Source organism: Nitrosococcus wardiae, assembly GCF_004421105.1.
GTDB classification, from domain to species: Bacteria; Pseudomonadota; Gammaproteobacteria; order Nitrosococcales; family Nitrosococcaceae; genus Nitrosococcus; species Nitrosococcus wardiae.
In genome coordinates this window covers 3,671,718-3,689,570 of the sequence record NZ_CP038033.1, presented here as the reverse complement: position 1 = coordinate 3,689,570, position 17,853 = coordinate 3,671,718, and the positions used below count along the sequence as shown (strand labels likewise).

At 49.0% G+C, this 17,853-nt stretch carries 19 protein-coding genes and 1 riboswitch; of the genes, 10 read left to right on the top strand and 9 right to left on the bottom strand.

The genetic code is table 11. The features are described 5' to 3' along the window. Positions 1-11 precede the first annotated feature (11 nt). Positions 12-641 (top strand): hypothetical protein, encoded by a 630-nt coding sequence (locus E3U44_RS17370; protein ID WP_134359334.1) that lies wholly within the window; start codon positions 12-14, stop codon positions 639-641. A 48-nt stretch (positions 642-689) separates the two neighbouring features. Continuing rightward, positions 690-2,042 (top strand): Na+/H+ antiporter NhaC family protein, encoded by a 1,353-nt coding sequence (locus E3U44_RS17365; protein ID WP_134359333.1) that lies wholly within the window; start codon positions 690-692, stop codon positions 2,040-2,042. An 86-nt stretch (positions 2,043-2,128) separates the two neighbouring features. Here the strand turns inward: E3U44_RS17365 and E3U44_RS17360 are convergent, their stop codons facing one another. Both E3U44_RS17360 and E3U44_RS17355 read right to left on the bottom strand, forming a co-directional pair. Further along, the gene (locus E3U44_RS17360; protein WP_134359332.1) at positions 2,129-2,665 is read right to left on the bottom strand and encodes a phosphatase PAP2 family protein; all 537 of its coding nucleotides are present in this window, start codon (positions 2,663-2,665) and stop codon (positions 2,129-2,131) included. Between the two features lie 184 nt (positions 2,666-2,849). Further along, positions 2,850-3,170 (bottom strand): hypothetical protein, encoded by a 321-nt coding sequence (locus E3U44_RS17355; protein WP_134359331.1) that lies wholly within the window; start codon positions 3,168-3,170, stop codon positions 2,850-2,852. A 215-nt stretch (positions 3,171-3,385) separates the two neighbouring features. Here E3U44_RS17355 and E3U44_RS17350 point away from each other — a divergent pair, with 215 nt between their 5' ends. Together E3U44_RS17350 and E3U44_RS17345 are read left to right on the top strand one after the other, a co-directional pair. Continuing rightward, positions 3,386-4,123 carry a TVP38/TMEM64 family protein gene (locus E3U44_RS17350; RefSeq protein WP_206054835.1) on the top strand — a complete coding sequence of 246 codons (738 nt, stop codon included), beginning with the start codon at positions 3,386-3,388 and terminating at the stop codon, positions 4,121-4,123. A 14-nt stretch (positions 4,124-4,137) separates the two neighbouring features. Then, the gene (locus E3U44_RS17345; protein ID WP_240761641.1) at positions 4,138-4,824 is read left to right on the top strand and encodes an endonuclease/exonuclease/phosphatase family protein; all 687 of its coding nucleotides are present in this window, start codon (positions 4,138-4,140) and stop codon (positions 4,822-4,824) included. Between the two features lie 19 nt (positions 4,825-4,843). Here the strand turns inward: E3U44_RS17345 and E3U44_RS17340 are convergent, their stop codons facing one another. Further along, positions 4,844-5,719, bottom strand: coding sequence for a RibD family protein (locus E3U44_RS17340; protein ID WP_134359329.1), 876 nt, complete (start codon positions 5,717-5,719; stop codon positions 4,844-4,846). A 140-nt stretch (positions 5,720-5,859) separates the two neighbouring features. Here E3U44_RS17340 and E3U44_RS17335 point away from each other — a divergent pair, with 140 nt between their 5' ends. From E3U44_RS17335 to E3U44_RS17315, 5 genes are read left to right on the top strand one after another with little or no spacing between them, the layout of a single operon-like run. Then, positions 5,860-6,045 carry a hypothetical protein gene (locus tag E3U44_RS17335; protein WP_134359328.1) on the top strand — a complete coding sequence of 62 codons (186 nt, stop codon included), beginning with the start codon at positions 5,860-5,862 and terminating at the stop codon, positions 6,043-6,045. Positions 6,046-6,094: 49 nt separating this feature from the next. Beyond that, positions 6,095-6,361: a DUF211 domain-containing protein gene (locus E3U44_RS17330; protein WP_134359327.1), complete on the top strand. Its 267-nt coding sequence runs from the start codon at positions 6,095-6,097 to the stop codon at positions 6,359-6,361. A 56-nt stretch (positions 6,362-6,417) separates the two neighbouring features. Continuing rightward, positions 6,418-6,669: a hypothetical protein gene (locus tag E3U44_RS17325; protein WP_206054834.1), complete on the top strand. Its 252-nt coding sequence runs from the start codon at positions 6,418-6,420 to the stop codon at positions 6,667-6,669. Continuing rightward, positions 6,662-9,367, top strand: coding sequence for a cation-translocating P-type ATPase (locus E3U44_RS17320; protein ID WP_134359326.1), 2,706 nt, complete (start codon positions 6,662-6,664; stop codon positions 9,365-9,367). Before E3U44_RS17325 ends, E3U44_RS17320 begins: the two co-directional genes overlap by 8 nt. Positions 9,368-9,411: 44 nt before the next feature. Next, positions 9,412-9,786: a hypothetical protein gene (locus tag E3U44_RS17315; protein WP_206054833.1), complete on the top strand. Its 375-nt coding sequence runs from the start codon at positions 9,412-9,414 to the stop codon at positions 9,784-9,786. Between the two features lie 180 nt (positions 9,787-9,966). Here E3U44_RS17315 and E3U44_RS17310 read toward each other — a convergent pair whose 3' ends face one another. Beyond that, on the bottom strand, positions 9,967-10,449 hold the full coding sequence (locus tag E3U44_RS17310; protein ID WP_240761640.1) for a hypothetical protein: 483 nt from the start codon (positions 10,447-10,449) through the stop codon (positions 9,967-9,969). Between the two features lie 271 nt (positions 10,450-10,720). Here E3U44_RS17310 and E3U44_RS17305 point away from each other — a divergent pair, with 271 nt between their 5' ends. Then, positions 10,721-11,572 (top strand): DUF4743 domain-containing protein, encoded by an 852-nt coding sequence (locus E3U44_RS17305; RefSeq protein ID WP_134359325.1) that lies wholly within the window; start codon positions 10,721-10,723, stop codon positions 11,570-11,572. A gap of 375 nt (positions 11,573-11,947) precedes the next feature. On the opposite strand, the gene E3U44_RS17300 is transcribed toward E3U44_RS17305, so the two are convergent. The 5 genes from E3U44_RS17300 to E3U44_RS17280 form a co-directional block, all read right to left on the bottom strand. Continuing rightward, entirely contained in the window at positions 11,948-12,601 is a 654-nt protein-coding gene (locus E3U44_RS17300; RefSeq protein ID WP_134359324.1) for a pre-peptidase C-terminal domain-containing protein, read from the bottom strand. Positions 12,602-13,263: 662 nt separating this feature from the next. Then, positions 13,264-13,339: riboswitch (cyclic di-GMP riboswitch) on the bottom strand. Positions 13,340-13,509: 170 nt separating this feature from the next. Beyond that, positions 13,510-14,676, bottom strand: a complete 1,167-nt coding sequence (locus E3U44_RS17295) for an ABC transporter permease (RefSeq protein WP_134359323.1) — start codon at positions 14,674-14,676, stop codon at positions 13,510-13,512. A 2-nt stretch (positions 14,677-14,678) separates the two neighbouring features. After that, positions 14,679-15,839 carry an ABC transporter permease gene (locus E3U44_RS17290; protein WP_134359322.1) on the bottom strand — a complete coding sequence of 387 codons (1,161 nt, stop codon included), beginning with the start codon at positions 15,837-15,839 and terminating at the stop codon, positions 14,679-14,681. A gap of 27 nt (positions 15,840-15,866) precedes the next feature. After that, positions 15,867-16,562 (bottom strand): ABC transporter ATP-binding protein, encoded by a 696-nt coding sequence (locus E3U44_RS17285; protein WP_134359321.1) that lies wholly within the window; start codon positions 16,560-16,562, stop codon positions 15,867-15,869. Between the two features lie 4 nt (positions 16,563-16,566). After that, positions 16,567-17,790, bottom strand: coding sequence for an efflux RND transporter periplasmic adaptor subunit (locus tag E3U44_RS17280; protein WP_134359320.1), 1,224 nt, complete (start codon positions 17,788-17,790; stop codon positions 16,567-16,569). Positions 17,791-17,853 lie beyond the last annotated feature (63 nt).

Genomic DNA, 17,853 nt, shown 5'->3' with positions numbered 1-17,853 from the left:
GAGGCTTTAGAATGAAAAGATTAATTACTTTTTCATTGCTACTAGTTTTCTGTCTGGGGGCTACCCCCGGAGCCTGTGCTGAGAAATTATCTCCATTTGAAGTCACCGAAAAATTTTGGACAGCCGTGAAAAAGAATGATATCCAGAGTATTCGCCAATACGTTTCATCAGAATATTCAGAAAAAAAGGAGCTTACTCCTTCTCTGCTGCCCATAGCTGAGTTTGAATTAGGCAAGATCATTATTGATGGGGAGCAAGCCTTGGTTGAAACCACTGTGGTGGTTGACGGTGAGAGGCCAGTGACTGTCCCCCTTGAGACAACCCTTGTCAGGGAAAAGGGACTATGGAAGGTGCACTATGAAGAGACGGTGGCCATGCTTACGGAAGCCAGTGAATTGGCGCGCGCGCTAAAGGGTCTTGAAACGCTTGCTGAACAGTTCTCGCAGAAACTTGATCAGTCTTTAACTGAATTGCAGCAGTCATTACCTAAAGTTCAACGTGAGTTAAAAGAAATTGAGAAAAAGTTAAAGGCAGAGCTTCCTGAAATCCAAAAACAACTGGAAGGGCTTTCTAAAGAGTTTGAGGAGTTGTTCAGGTCTTTGCAACAGCCACCTTCATCTGAGCAAGAAAAAGCCATATAGGTATCAATTTAAGCCTTTTCAAGGGATCTGTTGCTTCAAGGAGATGTTGTGGGTTGGATAACCTTACTACCTGCATTCGCTGCGATTTTGATTGGAATCTGGAAAAGAGAGGTTATCCTCGCCCTGTTTGTAGCCCTTTATTTATCTGAGACCTTGCTTGCGGGCAATGACCCCGCCCAGGGGTTTATCGGACTTTTGGAACGTATCACTGCCGTATTTCAAAACGAGAGCAACACCCAGGTTTTATTATTCAGTACATTGGTGGGCGCATTATTGATTTATGTCCGGCAGTCAGGTGGGGTGGCTGCCTGTGTGCACTTGTTGACTCGAGTAGGTTTTACCCGGACACCGCGCCGTGTCAGTCTCCTGACTTCCTTTGTGGGGCTTGCTATTTTCATTGAGACCAATATGAGTATTCTGACCGCGGGAATACTTTCACGGCCGTTGTTCGATAAATTTCAGATGAGCCGTGCCCGGCTCGCTTACTTTGTGGATTCGACTTGTGCGCCCGTATCTATATTGATCTTACTTAATGGGTGGGGCGCTTATCTGCTTGGATTGCTCACTGAACAGGGATTTGATAATCCCATCACTATTTTGGTCATGAGCATACCCTTTAATTTCTATGCCATTATTACCTTAGTATTAGTTTTTTATACTGCCATTACGCAGCGCGTTTATGGGCCACTAAAACATTCTGAAACGCGACAGGATGTCAATATCGAGGAAGAAAATATTGCTCCAACGAGGGCAAGATACATGCTATTGCCTCTATTGGTTATGGTGAGCGCTGTCTTGTTCTTTCTAGGATATACGGGGAGTGGGGATTTGTTGGCCGGTTCAGGATCGAGTGCAGTCTTTTGGGCGACGGCCCTGGCCACGCTAGTGGCCTATGCTTTATTACTTAAGGATAAAATTTACTCCCACCGGCAACTGATTGAGTTAGGTTTTGAGGGAATGGGAAAGCTTCTGCCCGTGGTCACAACGGTGTTGTTGGCCCTCGCTCTGAGCGCTAGCATGGGGCTTCTGGGGACGGGGAAATTCGTCGCCCAAATAGTAGGGCCGTCACTGCCCGCTCCTTTTATCCCGGTATTAGTTTTTATCACAGCAGGAATTATTTCTTTTACTACAGGCACTTCATGGGGTACTTTTGGGATAATGATTCCCATTGCTTTACCCCTAGCCCAGGCCGCTGAGTTACCTCCTGCATTGGTGCTATCTGCCCTTTTAGGAGGGGGCGTTTTTGGCGATCACTGTTCTCCTATTTCTGATACGACTATTATTTCTTCCTTGGCGGCAGGCTGTGACCACCTTGAACATGTTCAGACTCAACTTCCCTATGCCTTAACCGCAGGGGCCGTGACCGTAGTGCTCTATCTTGTTACTGCCTGGCTGCTTTAATGAACAGGAGCTAGCTCTAGCTTCTTCTAGATAGGGACTAGAGGGTTTTGCGCGGCCTTTTCCCTTCTGGGTTAATAAGGTTGGGGCTAAATACTCCAGCTCACTACAGCAATAGTCGTTCCTATGGCTGCTCCAGCAAGCACATCCGTTGGATAATGGAGCCCAAGAACGACGCGAGATAAGGCCACCAGAGCGGTAAAGGGCACCAATAACCAGGCCAGTTCCGGGAAATATCCTACAGCGATAATGGTAAAGCCGATGGCATGCAAAGTGTGGCCGGAGGGAAAGCTATAGTGATCGAGAGGGGCGGTATAGATATAGATACCTTCATGGGTGTTAAAGGGTCGGGGCCTTTCCATACGGCCTTTCAACCCCTTATAAATTAGGAGAGCAATGGAGCCCACCATTAACATATGCAGGGATGCCATTAAACCCTGTTCGCCCCGCATCATGGGGAGTATTAGCATAAGGGTATACCAGAAGACTCCATCCCCAAGGCGACTGATTGCTGCAAATAAACGTGTGATTTGTGGCAAGCGGCAGATACGGTTAAAGCATAAGCAATACGCAAGCTCGTATTGATCCATGCGTTGAAAGATATGGGGGGCTTTAATTGTGCTCATCGTTTAGTTTTACCTTTATTCCTGTCCGTGTCTGACTAGGACATTAGGTGTTCAATATGAAAAAACGATGATCTTTCAATAAACTTTTTATTACCGTAATTTTTTTATAGAGCGCCTTGAATTGCCAGTAGCCAGCGGCTTTTTAAGAGATAAAGATTTTTCTTCTAAGGTCGATATTTTAGAATTAAAAATAAATTTCAATGGATGGACTTGGGCTTATCACATGGATTTTAGCTCCTGTTTCGGTGATGAGCGGGATTAAATGGGTGATTTCTTCCAGACCACGTATCTCCGAAATTTTTTCCAACAGTTCGGGTCCACCGGAGGTGTCGACTTTATCCACTTGTCTGGGGTTGGCATCGGGATGAAAATGAGAAAATAGGGTGTGGTGAAAATCTGGAGGAAGCTTTAATACAATATTGCGGTGTTCCCTAAGCAGCTGCTTCGCGGAGTGAATCGTCTCCATGCCATTCCAGATTAATTGCTTATTGACAGAGGATTGCATCACCTTCTTCCTTCTCTGTTGCTATTTTGGTATGCCCTTGGGGCGACATTGAGCGATTTTCCCCTTTACTCTTTTTTATTGAAAAGGGCAGCCAGTTATTATTCTAAGGTTAGCAGTCTACTTGAACTTAATCACTTTAACTTTAGTCTCAGCGTGACAAAATGCTGGAATGAGCCAACGTGGATAGTGGCCAGCGGTACTAGAGGATATTTTATTTGAATTCTAAAATTTCTATTGATTCCAATCAATTAGATAAGGTTTTGGCCGGCGAGCCTAGTCGCTATACAAGGGGACGCAGGCTAGCTTTGAGAGGGGTGCCCTTGATGTCCTTACTTGCTCTGGCGATGGCTTGGCAGTGGACACCCCTGTCAGAGTGGTTAGAGCCCGAAAAATTGGCTGTCTGGGCGCATGGCCTGGCTGATAGCCCTTGGGGAGGCATGATAGCAGTCCTGGGGTTTGTGTTGGGGAGCCTGATAGCCTTGCCAGTGTCGATGATGATTATTGCCACCGCTTTGATATTTGGGCCGGTCATGGGCTTTATTTATGCCGTGACTGGGGCTTTGAGTGCGGCGCTAGTGACCTATGCCATTGGCCATGCCCTAGGAAGGGATACGGTGCACCGTTGGGCAGGTTGTCGCACTCACCGGCTCAGCGAGCGGTTATCTAAGCGCGGTATTTTAACGGTGGTCTTTTTCCGGGTGGTGCCTTTGGCACCGTTTACTATAATAAATTTCGTGGCCGGCGCCTCCTCCATTAAGATCCGGGATTATTTTATTGGATCACTGCTGGGGATGACACCTGGAATATTTGCTATGGTATTTTTTGTTGATGGTTTAATGGCTGCATTGCGTGAGCCGGGAATAACTCGCTTTATCTTTGTGATCTTTTTGGGTCTGCTGTTATTGGTGATTGCCGCTTTGGGTGGCTATTGGCTTCGGCGAGAGAAGGCCTGAAGGTCAAGGTTTTAATGCAGCTGCGGCTTGCCACCTATAACATCAGTAGCTGCATCGGTGCTGATCGTCGTTTCAATCCAGCCCGAACGGCTTCTGTGCTCCGTTCCCTTGATGCAGATGTAATCGCCTTACAAGAGGTAGAACACCAGTCCGTAAACGGCCAAGACTTGCTTGACTACCTTGCCGGCGAAACCGGATTGGTCGCCATTCCCGGTCCGATATTTCTCCGTAAAACATTCCATTACGGGAATGCGTTGTTGACGCGAGCTAAATTACTCCAGGTACAGCGCTATGATCTCAGTGCCTCATGGCGCGAGCCTCGTGGTGCCATTGATGTGGATCTCAAATGGCGAGGGCAGAAAATACGAGTGGTGGCGACCCATCTAGGATTGACGATTCGAGAGCGGAAACTTCAGATTCAGCAGTTGCTTAGCCTGGGGCTTACTCCAGATGAAGGGCGTACAGTGCTTATGGGGGATTTCAATGAGTGGTGGCCCTGGAGTCGAGCCTTGCGTTGGTTATGTTCTGCATTTGGCCAATTCCCAGCACCGGCCTCCTTTCCCGCCCGTTATCCTCTCCTGGCGTTGGATCGTATTTGGCTACACGGACACCGACGGTTGCTAGCACTGGAGGTGGAGGCTTCTTCATTGACGCGAGTAGCCTCCGATCACCTGCCAGTGAAAGCCGTAGTGGAATGGTAAGTGCCATGAAGAGGATAATTTAGCTGTTTGGTGCGCTGTCTTTTCTCGCTACAGCTTCATAAATAGTAAACATCTGGCTAGGTTCTCCCTCGTTTGTAATATCGTAGTAAAGCGAATGCAGATTGAAGTCTGCAGCCGGATTAAGCCGTTCTCCTTCCAAAAGAGTATCGAAGGATTCCCCCCCTAAAATTCGAAGGGCGTGAGTTAAATAGAGTCGATTGAGTATTTGATCAGTCAGCAAAGTTTTTAAAACCTCGGGGCCAGCAATGGCATAAAGGGTAGTGAACCCTTCCTGCCCCAATGCTGCGATCAGCGCTTGTCCCTGAACACGTAACCCCTTGCCTGCCACAATGACTTGAATACCTTTCTCTTTGAGCTCTTGCACCCGAAGCGGATCTGCCTTAGAACCCGTAGCCACATAGATTGACCGATTAGAATTGAACAATATCTCTGGGATAGGGAGATTCAGACTGGCACTAATGACGACAATTGCAGGTTGCGGTGCCAGACCTTGCGATTGTCGCCACTGAATAAGATCCGCGTATTCTGGTTGCTCGCTGACCGGCAGAATGTCCTGCGCTACATTTTGGGCGAGTTGACGAATATAACGGCCGCTAGTAAGCAGTGCATCTGCTTGGGCAGCTAATTCTTGAAATAAGCGCCAGTCACGAGGGTTGGCAATGTTATCTGGAACAATGCGGGTTCTCTTCTGTGGATGTTCTAACGAAATGCGACCATCTAGGCTAGCAATAAAATTGGTGTAGACAAAAGGTTGGGAGTGGGTTCCCAGTCTGTGTAGCTCTTGGTTGAGATATAGCCCCTCTAGCGCTACCTGTTCTAAGGGGGCGGGAAACAATCTTAGAAGTTTATTTCTACTAGGATTTATGCTATCCATTGAGTTATCGCCCTATTTGCAATTGAATATAAAAAAAACATAGCCTTCTTGAAGCGGCTTCTTAAATTTTGGTCGAAATCTATCTGAAAGGCAGATGCTGCCCGTTGGGTGAGAGCAGCATAGCGAACAAGGAGGAAAAGATGTTTAAAGATGAAGATCTTATCGATGAACTGTGTACCGAATTGCAGCAGTTATGTACAGAATTAGAGAAAGTGAAGACGGTATCAGAAGAAAATCGGGGCAGAGGCATAACAGAAAGCCGAAGGAGGCAACATATTGATTATACTATAGACAGAACCCGAGCTATTAAAGAGCAAGAGCCGTAAGACAGTATAGAAGTCGTTTTTACTGCGCGGTCCTGCCTAAGAGAATCTGATGAGTAGGGTAAAGCGTATTGTGCTCGATGTGCTAAAACCACATCCTCCTAATGTGTTGGAATTTGCTAGAACTATTGCTGCACAGGACTCCGGGTATCGGGTCAATATCACCGTTGAGGCAGTGGATGAAAAGACAGAAACAATCACCGTGACCCTTGAAGGTGCAGACATCCAGTTTGGGCAAATAGATGAGACGATAACACGCATGGGCGGGTCTATCCATAGCATTGATGAGGTCACCGTTGCGGGAGAAAGTCAAAGTTAGTCCGGTAGAGCATGATAATGCTGCTTTAATCGCCCCATTTGCAAGACAAGCTTTATTTGAAACTGTTCCAGGAATTCCGTTTCTTATTAGATATCTCCCGGTCCCATCGTATTGCCCGCCGTTATTTTGTCACCCATGGCTTTGATGGCGCGCTGGCGATGCTAGGTTTAACGATGGGATTTTACATCATCGGCACTATGGCCATCTCTACTGTATTCAATGCCTGTATGGGGACAACCATTGCGTTGATGATGAACGGGCTAGCGAGTGCCTATGTCAGTGAGGCTGCGGAAAGGCAATATGAATAACAACCCCGAAAAAGGGCAGCGTTGGCATACCCAGGAAGCGGAGAAAGTTTTGCAACGATTAGACGTTGATCCAGAGCAGGGGTTAACGTCGGAAACGGCAAAGGAGCGGTTGGCCGACCAGGGCAAAAATACCATTCAGGAAGCTGCCCGGCGCCCCATATGGCGCATGATTCTTGGTCAGTTCACGGACTTTATGGTCATTGTCTTGATCGTGGCGGCAGTTGTTTCAGGCATCATCGGCGAACCCCAGGATGCTATTGCTATTATGGTGATTGTGGTTCTGAATGCCGTTATTGGCGCCGTTCAGGAATATCGGGCAGAACGGGCGATTGCCGCACTTAGGATGATGGCGGCGCCTGAAGCTCAAGTGCTCCGAAGTGGAAAAACCTATACCATACCTGCTGTTGATTTGGTGCCGGGTGATGTGGTGCTGCTCGAAGCGGGCACTGTGGTTCCAGCGGATCTTCGTCTTCTGAAAACCTCAGAGCTTAGGGTGGATGAAGCGGCCCTTACGGGGGAATCCCAGGCGGTTCAGAAGACCGCCAAGGCCTTGGGAGAGGAGGAGGCCCCCCTAGGAGACCGATTTAACATGGGCTACAAGGGAACCCTGGTCAGTCACGGTCGAGCCACGGGCGTGGTGGTGGCTACTGGCATGGAGACTGAGTTGGGGCGAATCGCTTCCCTATTACATCAAGAAGAAGCGGTTAAAACCCCTCTACAACAACGGTTGGCTCACTTTGGTCAACGCTTGGCCATCATCGTTCTCATTGTCTGTGGGATTATTTTTGTCAGCGGGCTGCTGCGCGGAGAAGCTATCGTTTTGATGTTTTTAACGGCGGTGAGTTTGGCCGTGGCGGCTATCCCTGAAGCCTTACCTGCAGTCGTTACCGTCTCTCTGGCCATTGGGGCCCGCAACATGAGCCGGCGCAATGCCTTAATCCGCCGCTTGCCTGCTGTGGAAACCCTCGGCTCGGTGACTTATATCTGCACAGACAAGACCGGTACGTTGACCGAAAGCCGGATGACAGCCGAGGTTTTTTGGGCAGCAGGTGAGCAGAAGAGTCAAATTCCGCCGCCGGATTCCGAGCGCTCTCCTTGGCATCTACTGGGCCAAGCCTTAGCCCTTTGTAATGAGGTGGTGCCCGACAAAAAGGAGGGTGCGCGAGGTGATCCCACTGAAGTGGCGCTCTACCAAGCTGCCGATAGGGCGGGTTATGAACGGCACTCCCTAGAAGAGGCGTTGCCCCGCATTGGCGATATTCCCTTTGATTCTGAACGCAAGCGGATGACGACGGTGCATCGGAAGTCGGAAGGGGAGGTAGTTGCCTTTGTCAAAGGGGCACCGGAACAAATCTTATCCCGCTGCTTGCAGATGCAGACTGCCGAAGGGGACGCTGAGGTGGATGCTAAAGCGCTGCTTGGGGAGGCAGAGGATCTTGCAGGGCAAGGGTATCGGGTTCTTGCCGCTGCGTTTCGGCCCCTTAAGACTGTCCCGACGGAATGGGATTCCGAAGTCATTGAAAAGGAGCTTATCTTTCTCGGACTGGTGGCGTTGATTGATCCCCCCCGCAAGGAAGTGCCCGGTGCAGTGGCCGATTGTATATCGGCGGGTATCACCCCGGTAATGATCACGGGGGATCATCCTGGAACTGCACGGGCTATTGCGGTTCGGTTGGGTATCGATAAGGAGGATGGTTCGGTTATCACCGGGCAAGAACTGGCTCAAATTTCGGAAGAGGATTTTGCCGCTCGGGTACGGCAGATCAGGACCTATGCGCGGGTGACCCCGGAGCAAAAAATCCGGATTGTGAAGGCGTTGCAGGACAGGGGAGAGTTTGTGGCCATGACCGGGGACGGCGTCAATGATGCGCCCGCCCTAAAAAGAGCCGGGATCGGAGTGGCCATGGGGCAAAAGGGGACCGATGTGGCGAGGGAAGCCTCCGATATGGTGCTGCTTGATGACAATTTCGCCACCATTGTGAGCGCCGTGCGGGAGGGGCGGCGTATCTTTGATAATATCCGTAAGTTTGTCAAATATACGATGGCCAGCAATTCAGGGGAGATCTGGACCCTCTTCCTGGCCCCTTTCTTGGGTCTTCCCTTGCCTTTAGTGCCTATCCAAATTCTTTGGATTAATCTAGTGACTGATGGCCTGCCCGGCTTAGCCCTTTCTGTCGAGCCGGAGGAACGGGGTATTATGAAGCGCCTGGCACGCCCCCCTAATGAAAGTATTTTCGCCCATGGCGTGTGGCAGCATATGATCTGGGTGGGCTTGCTGATTGGTGGATTGTCTCTCTTCTCCCAGGCTTGGGCTTATTATGGTGGCTCAGATCACTGGCAAACCATTGTTTTCACAGTCTTGATCCTGTGCCAGTTAGCCCAGGTACTCGCTATTCGCTCGGAGAAAGAATCCCTGTTTAGCCAAGGGCTTTGGAATAACAAATTGCTATTAGGAGCGGTGGCGGTAACGGTGGCTTTACAATTGGCTGTGATTTACGTGCCGTTTTTGAACCCCATATTTAGGACCTCTCCTTTGCCGCCTGGGGAATTAGCACTCTGCTTTGCCTTGCCCGTGGTGGTCTTTGTGGCCGTAGAGATTGAGAAGTGGCTGGTTCGGAAAGGTTGGATTTATGCTGAGCGGAGCAAGAAGGGACAGAAAAAAGAGGTCCCTCTTACAACTAAAGAGCAAGAGCCGTAAGGCGGTCAGTTTTAACCCATTCCGCCCATGGCAAAACAGCCCGATTGATCCCCTTACTGATTGCTTTGGTTAACGGTGGTTCGCCGTTTTTTATTGCCATGTTTATTATCTCACCCCTATGGCTTAACCAATATGGGGTTGTGCTGCCTCTGGGCCCTTGGGAAATTTCCATTGCCGTGGCATTTAGAATCATCTTCTTGCTAGGGGCTTTTCTTGGAAAAATTAGCGGTACGTTCTGGCTATGGACGGGACTTCGTACCTTGGCCATTACAGTGATCACTAGCTTACTGATTCTACTGGTGGTAGGGGCAGAAAAAGAGCCGACGCCCTCTGCGGTTTCCTCCCCAAGTCCTGAGGCGCCGACGACAACCTCTCCCCTGAGAGACGAGCAAGTGGCTGTACCCCGAGGAACCCCCTGAGGTGGCTAAACTTCCCCAAAAATCAGTAAGAGAGGAACCGAAACAGGCCAAAACAACTCCCGCAGCGCCAAAAACTGTCGTTGTCCAGCCAGGCGATACTTTTAGAAGAATACGGTCGTTTTCTCACTGCTCACCTGCCCCTACAAGCTGGCAAGTAACGTGGTCTGTCCCCTGCTATTGTCAGTCTCTAACAATAAGCGAGCCATTGGCGAAATTGTTGCAAACCACATCCGGCACTAATTTAATAATCGACATGGCCCCCGCTAACCCTTCCCCCGGAATATTGAAGCTCGCAGTTCCATTGGTGCAGTTTTGGAATTCAAAAGTCAAGGTTCCCACCTCGGTTGTAGCTACCGGTGTGGGATCATTGAGCACACCCCCCGTGGTTTCCAACAATGTGAGTTCTGCCCGATTGTCTTCAAAGGTTCCCTGCGCAGTGAACCAACGCTGCCCGGTGCCTGATATATTGAATGTAAACCAGGAGGCGACAATTTCTTGTCTTGAAGGAATTACATCAATAAAAAAGCCTTGGCCACTGGTATTAGGATTAAACCAAGTCCCGTTATGGCCAAAATTAATGGTTGTTTTTTCTTCTTGAGCTAGCGTGACCCCTGAGGCAATAAGGAGCCCTAGTGCTGTAATCCATATTTTCCTCTGCGTCATGATCACCACCCCCTGTATTCATTAATGCAGTTATACTGACTGCAATGGTTGTTTGATCGGCATTTCTTTATTCTAATTTGAGCAGTCCATTTCGGGAAAACTGTGATATTAGATTATGGCAGTCGCTGCAACCGAGATCATAAACTTAGTGGGTAGAACCTGGCCAGTAGATTCTCTACTCTGCCCCTGTGGCATTGTAGGCACATGGCATTTTTTTAATGGTAAAATTTTTATAAGGGATAATTATAGCCATGATAGACAAAGGTGCAGGATGAGCTATCTTGACCATATCAGGAACTGTAATTGCTATATTTTGAAGAATTTCCGCCCCTTTTATGTGGATGGGCTCCAGGTAGGCCATATCAAATCTGCTTTTGCTGAAAAGCTGCGAGATTGGCCGGCAATTTTCCGGGTGTCGCCGACAGCAGTCCACCTTGTTCCCGATCTCCAGTCTTTTGAGGAACGAACGCAGGAGGTGAGAGCCGTCTTGGAGGCCTTGGTAGAGGAAAAAATCATTCCCCGTTGGCATGGGGAAGAATATGCGGTGACCACTTCTTCCCGGGAAAAAGCCCTATTTGTGATTGATCGCGGTTCAGCCCCTTATTTAGGTGTCCGGGCTTTCGGCCAGCACCTGAACGGTTGTGTCAATCAAGGGGGCCAGTTAAAAATGTGGATTGGCCGGCGTTCCCGCAATAGATGGAGTGCTCCTGGCAAACTTGATAACCTGGTGGCCGGAGGCGTGCCCCACGGCGTTCCGTTGCAGGAAAATCTAGCCAAAGAGTGTTGGGAAGAAGCGGCTATCCCTGTTGAAGTGGCTTCTCAGGCAGTTCCCGTAGGTTATATTTCCTATCGCTTTGAGACCCAAGAAGGTTTCAAACCTGATGTGATGTACTGCTATGATTTAGAATTGCCGCCTGATTTCGTGCCCCAATGCCAGGATGGCGAAGTGGAGGAGTTTTATCTCTGGCCAGTGGAGGAAGTGGCAGCCCTGGTCCAGGAAACCGAGTCATTCAAGAGAAATTGCAATCTGGTGATCATTGACTTTCTGATACGACGAGGTTTTATTACTCCGGAACATCCCGATTACCTGGAGATAGTAGCAGGTCTTCGGGTGCCGCTATAAGCATAAAGGTTATTAAGGAAATAATAACAAATAGCTATCCGAGTTTTAAAGAATGGAAGGTTTTAGGCTAATGCTCAATGTAAGTCTATGTGGTTGTTGTGTTTTTTAGCTTTAAGTTACGGTTCACCGCCGCGCAGGCGGTTTAGAAAAATGGCACGCCACGGCGGTATTGTGCCGGGCAGTTCACTGCCGTACAGGCAACTTATAAGGCGTTTAGCAAAATCAATGGTAGTACCGCTTTAAGCTTTACATGGAATGGTGAATTTTTAAAGATTCCCTACCCCCTTTTCTCTTTTTCGGCGCTGGTGCTCAAGCTTTTTTTCCAGGCAAGAAAAAAGCCGGCCGCATGATGCAGCCGGTTTTTCTTTCAGCACATTATTGCCGGATAAATCCATGCCCTTTCAATTTAACCTTCAATGGCAGACTGTCAGGGGCATTGCAAGAAATCAAGAGATTGGCGGTTTTTAGCCCTACTGGGCCGAGGGGCGCAAAAGCTGGCCTTAGCGAGCATCTTTTTCTTCCCTTTAGCTGCGCTGGCTGAAGAATGTGTCCTGAACAGGTGTCATTGACTATACCAAATTGCGCGGGATTGGTGCCTGCCAGAGTAACGGAGTCAATGAACAGTGGCTCCTCGCCGGTATTTTCCAGGATAATAAGTTTACGGCGCACGTTCCTTTGAGGCACAGCACCAAAGTCCAAGCTGGTTGCAGAGAGAGACACGGCTTCCCCGGAGCAGGAGCCGGCCGGAATAAACGCGCCCGTTGTTTGAAATAAATAATCACCCACGTCGTCGTTATTGTGCCCTGTGACTTCGACGCAATAGGTGCCTTTTTCCAGTGCTTTGCTGATAAGGAAGTTGAGGTCAAAACCACTGTGGAAGTCTCGGATATTTTGGTAAGTAAACCTACCATCACTTTCATTTAATTTAAAAAGCCGGCCGGTGGTATTTGTCTCCCCTATGGTGCTCACTGTCACCCGCGCATGGGGATTTGGAACTTCAAATGTAAAAAAATCACTATCGCCGGGCATTAAGTCTCTGACAGTCTCTGAATTGAGCCCCACAAGTGTTGCTTCATACAGTTGTTGTCGTTATCCTGAGCAAATCCCCGTTCTGCAATAAGAAGTACGGGCAAGCATACCAGGAAGGCAAGAATATTTTTCTTTTTCATATTAAAGCTCCTCGGTAAAATAAATAAAGCAATAAGGGCTATATTAAAAATATCTCTTGAAAGGACAAAAAAGCCTTTTGCTAGGAGACGGACACATGGGCATGGATTAACCTCTACAAAACGCCAACTTTAAGTCGTTTTTTACGTCTTCACGCCAAAAGCATCGCTATAAGCCGATTAGAAGGCAAATACTCGAAATCATTCTTTTCTCTGAGGCTATTGCAGTTGACGGAGATAACGCGAGGAAACCCAGCCGGTAACCCCATCTCCTTCTATCTTCACCGCCTGAATCCGTTGCCATGGAGCCTCCTTTACCCAGCAAGGTTTGGCTGCCAGCGCAGGCCATGAGGAATGCAGATAAAAAGCTCACTACCAAGAAGTGATAATGAATGAGAAAAGCCATATTTCCCCCTTTTCATATATTGTTCTTATTACCCTAAATTAAGGCATAATGATATTTTTGTTTTCATAGTCGCCCACACAAAAAAGTCGGGCTACCGTGCGTGACTTTAACGCGTCACCTTCGGCAGTCCGGCCATCCTAATTGGGATCCGTGGCTTTCCGTCCCTAACTTACGGTAGGTTTGGTTTTGGTATTTATGTCAGCAAATATTTTTTCTGTGTTTTCTCTTTCCGTCCTTTTTCTACTTATATCCATAGTTTGAGCTGAAACCCATTCTCGCTATTAAAGAAATCTATGGCTAAAAACATCCCGCTGTCAACTTTTTGAATCCCGGGTAAGGCCTGCTATTTTTCGGGATAGGCATGACTAAGCCGCCCGCAGGGCATCGACGATATTCATCCGGGCGGCGCGAATAGCCGGTAAAAAACCTCCCACGAGGCCCATCACTAGGGAAAACAATACTGACTGCCATGCAATCGCTTTGGTTAAAGTGAAGCTAAAAGCCAACTCGGAGAAAGTTTGCCAATTCATGGTGGAAATGGTTAGTAGCTGCATCAACGAGGCGATGGCAAGGCCGACGACACCGCCTGTGAGACTCAGGGCGAGGGATTCCAAAAGGAAGGCTTGTAAAATGCTTTGTTGGGGGAAGCCGATAGCGCGCAATGTGCCAATTTCAGCGGTACGGTTTGCCACTGAAGCATACATGGTAATCATGGCGCCAATCACTGCCCCGATAGAAAAAATTGCGCTTAAGGATAGTCCTAAGATCTCAAGAAAACGGGACATCATTTCTGATTGTTCAGCATAGAATTGACTCTCCCGTTTAGCCTCTACCGTCAGCCGCTGATCATTTTCTATCCGGGATTGGGTTTGCTCAAAATTGGTGGGATCTGCCAGCTTGAAGATGACAGAAGAGTAAGCGTTACGCCTGAAAGCCTGCATGAGTTGATTCACATCCCCCCAAATTTCGGAGCCAAATCCTGTTTTGCCAGCATCGAAAATGCCAGTAACGGTCCATTCCCCCAATCCTAGATGAAGCTTTTCCCCTATGCCAATGCCAGTGAAACCCTGAACTATCTTATTGCCCACGATGATTTCCCGTGCGCCAGGGCGGAACATTCTTCCTTGCGTTAAATGAACTTGGGGGCGGAGCACTAAGCCGGTATCGGAAATGCCCCGGACAGTGACATTGGCGGGCTTACCGCTGTCTTTTTTGGTAAGCACCATCAGCACCATCAATTCCTTGGAGACCAGCGGTTTTCCTGCGGGACCAGAGGCGGGATTCGAGAGGCTGACAATGATGGTTGCCTGTTCACGATCGATAACACTTTGGACCTCAGTTTCAGCTGAGCGCCGAATAACAATGACGTTATCAGGGCTCCCTGTTGCCACCAAGGTTTTTTCCAATCCTTCGGAAAGCATCAGTACCGTGGCAAAGACAAAGACAACCAATGCCATCCCCATGGCTGTCAGCAGCGTCGTGAGTTTACGAGTCCAAAGATTGCGGAGAATATAGGAGAAGGAGAGATTCATGGCTAACCAATTTCGCTAAAACCCTCAGTCACGGGGATGGTGGCCCCTCGCCAGGCAGGAATAGCCGCAGCGGCAAGTCCTACCAAAAGCGCGACGCCTATTGCCAGCCAGGCAGTTTCTTGGGTGACCTTGAAGACCGGAAAGAAAGTACCGATCTTGCTTGCGAAGAGATCTGCCGCAGGGTAAAGAAAAAACAGCCCCAGCAAGCCTCCGGTCATTGCAATTATCACCGATTCTCCATAAATTAGCATGGCAATAAAACTGCCTGGAAAACCTAGAGCCTTGAGGGTAGCGTATTCCTGTTTCCGTTCCCGGGCACTCATCGCCATGGTATTGGCCGTGACCGCCATAATAATAATGATAATGACAAAAGAGACCACCTCAATGACCATGACGATGGCTTCGGTCATGGCGACAAATCCAAGTTGAAAAGCTTTTTCAGTTTCTGTGAGGGTTTCCGCCAACGAGTTTTCAAAAAGATCATCGATAGCCTGTGAGACTTCGGCGGCTTGGCTTGCGTTCTCTAGGCCGACGACATAGATACCCACATGGTCGGTTCGTTCCGATCCAACTTGTTTCAACTTTTCATTTAAATATTCCCAGTGAAAAAAGAAGAGGGTTTGGTCAACTTTTTCGCTAGTTCCCTCATAAATTCCCCGCAGGACAAAGTTCCAGTCGCCGGGGTAAATGGTGCCCTGAAGCGGGATAACATCACCGATTTCCCATCCATATGTTTCCGCTAGTTTCCTGCCGGCGATGGCGCCTCGTCGATCTTTAAAAAAAGCCCTTTTTTCTTGGGGCGAAAGCACATATTCAGGATAAAGCTTAAGGTAGCTGCGGGGTTCGATGGCGAATTGGGGGAAAAAATTTTTTTCGCTAATGTAAACACCGCCAAACCAATTGGAATAGCTGGTGGCGGCAACTCCTTCAACTTGCTGGATCTTGTTTCTGTAGCTCAAAGGTAGGGGAAAAACCAAGGAGATAGCATTGCGCGTAATCAGGCGGGTGGCTGAAGCCGCCTCCGATCCGCCATACCAAGCATCCACCGCCGTGCGCAGCAAACCAAAGGCCACTGTAGCGACAATGATGCCGGCAACGGTTAAGACGGTGCGAAGTTTCTGGCGGAAAGCATTTCTAACGATTAAAAGAACTAAGTAGCGCATTTCCTAATAGGATCTTGGAATGGGCTTTCAGGAGGGGATAGGAGGGGGTTGATCATTCAATACGCCCTTATCCAAATGCCTGATCACATGGGCACGTTCAGCAGCCAAGTGGTCATGGGTGACCATGATCACGGTTTTATGGAGTTCTCGGTTTAGCCGTTGAAGGAGGTTTAGCACCTCTCGTGCAGCGGCACGGTCCAGATCCCCGGTGGGTTCATCGGCGACGATGATGGTTGGATCAGTCACTACCGCGCGGGCAATTGCCACCCGTTGTTGTTGGCCGCCAGAAAGCTGTGAAGGGTAATGATCCATCCGATCTTGGAGACCCACAATGGCTAGCACCAGCTCCACATGCTCCCGCCGTTCTTTTCGAGATAAATCCGTCAACAGCAACGGCAGCTCTACATTCTCAAAGGCGGTTAGGACGGGCATCAAATTGTAAAATTGAAAAATAAATCCCACATTCTCGGCCCGCCATTGGGCGAGTGCTCCCTCAGATAGGGTGGCAATATCAATATGGTTGACTAACAAACTGCCCCGGTCGGGGGTATCGATACCTGCAATTAAATTCAGCAGAGTGCTTTTCCCTGAGCCGGAAGGTCCCATGAGGGCGATAAACTCACCTTCCGCTATGGTCAGGCTAATGTTGTCTAGTACGGGGATAATCTGATTGCCCCGTTGGTAGGATTTGCTGACGTTGTTTACTTCGACCATGTTTTTCATGAACTCAGTCGGTTTGATTCAACGTTACCGGGGTGCCGTCCCTCAATTTGTCTGGTGGATTCAGAACAATCTTATCGCCTTGGTTAAGCCCCCTTTGCACAATGACCTGTTCATCCAGCCTTTTTCCCAAGGTTACCGGTATTTTATGGGCCGTGTTATCGTTAACACGGAAGACATAGGGCTGATCCCCTTCCATCACCAGGGCGGAAGCCTGCACTACGGTATGGGGTTTTTGTTCCTGGGGGGATAATTCTTTTGAGAGAAAGGAGACGCGCGAGCTCATATCCGGCAAAATTCGCTCATCCAGCTCTACGAAGCGGACTTTCACTAGTACCGTGGCCTTGGTTCGATCCACGGTGGGGACTATCATATGGACCCGACCACGGAATCGTTCTCCGGGGAGGGCATCCAGTTGGATCTCGGAGGGTTGGCCGACCCTGACCTGGGTCAAGTTTGACTCCGCGACATCGGCTTCTACTTGAAGGGTATTCATATCCGCCATGGAGACTACGGCCCCCTTGGATTGCGTCGTGGAGGAGAAGGGTGCCACTACATCTCCCAGATCGGCGTGTTTTTTTAAAATAACGCCGTCAAAGGGGGCTCGGATGAGGGTATATTCCACTGCGACCTTAGCTTCTTCATAGTTCGCTTCAGCCGCCAAGATGTTGGCCTCGGCACTTTGAACGGCGGCGATGGCTTTATCATGGCGTGCCACGGCGGCATCGTAGGCTTCTTGCGGAATGAAATTTTTTTTGACGAGGTTTTTGGCTCGTGCCAGGGCGACAGTAGCGTCCTTTAATTCGGCCTTGGCCTCCGCCAGTTGGGCGTGGGCAACGGCGACATTGGCTTTAGCCCGTTCCTTGCTGGCCAAGACATCTTGATTTTCCAGTCGGGCAACGATATCGCCCTTCTTGACATGGCTTCCTTCCTCCACTTCTAGGGCTTCTAACCGGCCTGTGGCCTTAGAGGCGATATCGGCCTTGGTTTGGGGGACCACATAGCCTGTAGCATTGAAGAGGGTGTATTCCCGAGCAGGATAGCTTACCGATACAGTCCCCACCGTCACTTCAACACTAGAACTAAAGGTTCCGGTAAAAAATAAATAAATGAGGGCAATCCCAAAGAGTAAGCTGATTGGTAAAGCCAGCTTTTTTCGATGGGACTTGGAGACCCAGTGAGACTTTGTTTTCGGGACGCGTTGGATCCTGAGTTTTTCCAATTCCTCCATGGGAACGCTGAACACCTCGATTTAATTTAGAAAGAAGCCTGATGAAATCAGTGCTATCGGAGG